The following is a 3,033-nucleotide window of genomic DNA, read 5'->3' on the forward strand; positions in this document are numbered from 1 at the left end:
GTGCGGCCACGGCAGAACGGCTGGTAAACGCTGGTGCCAATGTAGTGCTGTGCGATATGAGTGATCGGGTGTTGAATCTAGCAGAACAGCTGGGTGCTCAGGCTAAAGCCTGTGTCGCTGATATCACCTCTGCCGCTGATATGCAGCAGGCGGTGAATACGGCGGTGGCGTTGGGTGGCGAAAGTGGGCTTTCTGGGGTGGTTCACTGTGCGGGTGTGGTGAGCGTCGCCAAGTTAGTGGATCGAGAAGGCAATCCTGCCGACCTTGACAGCTATGCACGCACGGTCAATATCAACTTAGTTGGCACTTTTAATGTGATGCGGCTAGCGGCCGCTGCGATGGCTAAAAACCCGCCCGGTGATAGCGGTGAGCGTGGTGTGATTATCAACACAGCGTCTATTGCGGCGTTCGATGGGCAGGTGGGGCAGTGTGCCTACAGCGCCTCTAAGGCGGGGGTCGTGGGAATGAGCCTGCCAGCGGCGAGAGAACTGTCCCGACATGCCATTCGCGTTATGGCCATTGCCCCTGGAGTGTTTGAGACGCCAATGATGAGCGAGATTCCTGATGAGGCCGCCCAAGCATTAGCTGCTGCAGTGCCTTTCCCCAAGCGTTTGGGGAAACCTGAAGAGTTTGCGCTGTTAGCAGAGCAAATCATTACCAACTCCATGCTTAATGGAGAGGTGATTCGTCTGGACGGTGGAATACGCATGCAGTAAGCCGCTTTAAGCATACCGCTCTTGGTCAGCCTGCTCATATTTCGAGCAGGCTTTTTTGTATTTAAAACAGGTGCTTGTATTTGTGGTGACCAAAGTCGTAGTCGGTTTTTTAGCTTAATTCAAACGACTGCTTGACTGGATTGTGTGAGCGCGCTAGTTTTCAAACATGTGTTTGAAAGGCGTTGGTGAAGCCCAGCCCTTTCGGCCCCCTGTTTAGGAGAAGTGACATGCCCAGCTATCAAGCCCCTCTGCGTGACATGCGTTTCGTGATGGACGAAATGTTTGATTACCCAAGCCACTACGCCGCATTACCCAATGGTGAAGATGCTTCGCCAGATGTCGTGAGTGCTATTTTGGAAGAGGGTGGTCGCTTTGCTCGTGAGGTGCTGCTACCTCTCAATCAAAGCGGTGATGAGGAGGGTTGTTTGCTGGAAGGGGGCGAGGTGAAAGCTCCTAAAGGGTTTAAAGAAGCCTATCAGCAGTATGTTGAAGGCGGCTGGCCGAGCTTGGCGGCAGATCCTGAGCAAGGTGGTCAGGGCCTTCCGCACTCATTGGCGATGATGCTCTCTGAAATGATCTGCGCTACTAACTTAGCGTGGGGTATGTACCCGGGCTTGTCACATGGTGCGGCGGATGCGCTGCGTCATCACGGTACCGACGAGCAGAAGGCGACATACCTCACCAAGCTGGTAGAAGGTGTTTGGACTGGCACCATGTGCTTGACGGAGCCGCACTGCGGTACTGACCTGGGTTTGATCAAAACCCGTGCAGTGCCCGCTGAAGTTGGTGCTTATCACATTACGGGTACCAAAATCTTTATCTCGGCCGGTGAACACAATCTCGCTGAGAACATCGTCCATCTCGTGCTGGCCAAACTTCCAGATGCTCCTGAAGGATCTAAAGGTATTTCGCTATTCGTTGTGCCTAAATTTTTGCCGGACGCTGCGGGCAACCCTGGCGAGCGCAATGGCGTCAGCTGTGGTTCGCTTGAGCACAAAATGGGTATCCATGGTAACGCTACCTGCGTCATGAACTTTGATGGCGCAACGGGCTATCTAGTTGGCGCGCCGAATAAAGGCCTGGCCTGCATGTTCACCATGATGAACGCGGCTCGCTTAGGCGTGGGTATCCAAGGCTTAGGGTTGATGGAGGCTAGCTTCCAAAACTCGCTAAGTTATGCCCGTGACCGCTTACAGATGCGTGGGCTGTCTGGCGTACAAGCGCCGGATAAAGTCGCTGACCCTATTATTGTGCACCCTGATGTACGCCGTATGCTGCTGACACAAAAAGCCTTTGCCGAAGGCGGCCGCATGCTAGTGCTGTATACCGCTCAAATGCTCGATATTGTTGAGCACGGCGCGCCGGGCGAGGAGAAAGAGCGAGCGGAGACGCTGCTCGGTCTATTAACACCCATCGTCAAAGCTTTCCTGACGGAAGTAGGCTTCGAGTGTACCAATGAAGGCGTGCAGATTTTTGGTGGTCACGGCTTTATTAAGGAGTGGGGCATGGAGCAACTGGTGCGCGATGCGCGCATCACACGTCTCTATGAAGGTACGACCGGTATTCAAGCGCTTGATCTGCTGGGGCGCAAAGTGCTGATGAGTCAAGGTGAGTCGCTGAAGGTATTCACCAAAGAGATTCACAAGTTCTGCAAAGCAGAAGCGGATAACTCCGCATTAAAAGAGTTTATTGAGCCGCTGGCTAAGCTGAACGCCGAGTGGGGCGAGCTCACCATGGGCATCGGTATGAAAGCGATGCAGGACCGTGAAGAAGTAGGGGCTGCCAGCGTCGATTACTTGATGTACTCAGGCTATGTGACAGTTGCTTACCTGTTCGCACGTGCTGCCAAGCAGGCGGCTGCCTCCCAGGACGGTGATGATGCCGCTTTCTATCAGGCAAAGTTGAATACAGCGCGGTTCTATTACCAGCGCTTGTTACCGCGTACCAAAGCGCACGCGGCAATGATCCAAGCGGGAGCGGGCAGCTTAATGGCCATCTCAAGCGAAGATTTTGGCTTGGGCTTTGAGATTTAAGCCTAGGCGTTTACCAGGCACTCTCTGGTCAGGGTACTGATCGGTGGTTTGCGGCAGACTTGCCTTTGGCATCGTCTGCCGCTTTTTTTTCAAAACCCTCTTGCCAACCCGGCCGCGAATCCGTAAAGTACGCATCCGCTGCCGGGGACGCCCAGCGTTACCAGCGGTGAAGGAGGTTGAAAAACCTCTGGTTTGTCAGGAAGTTAGAGCCGTCTGGTTGTCATTTAGATCGCTCGCTTCACTCGCTGAAAACAGCGGTTGACAAACACCAGGAAGTGCGTAGA

2 protein-coding genes are annotated in these 3,033 nt (G+C 53.9%); both read left to right on the forward strand.

The annotated features are described in order from the left end of the window. A partial coding sequence (locus BIS10_RS18085; protein ID WP_253507450.1) for an SDR family NAD(P)-dependent oxidoreductase occupies window positions 1-716 on the forward strand: 716 nt, incomplete at its 5' end. 227 nt (window positions 717-943) lie between these two features. Further along, a complete protein-coding gene (locus BIS10_RS18090) occupies window positions 944-2,749 on the forward strand; it encodes an acyl-CoA dehydrogenase C-terminal domain-containing protein (protein WP_083024514.1) in 1,806 nt (601 codons plus the stop codon). Window positions 2,750-3,033: the final 284 nt, after the last annotated feature.

Source organism: Halomonas sp. 707B3, from assembly GCF_024158645.1.
Taxonomy (GTDB): Bacteria; Pseudomonadota; Gammaproteobacteria; order Pseudomonadales; family Halomonadaceae; genus Vreelandella; species Vreelandella lionensis.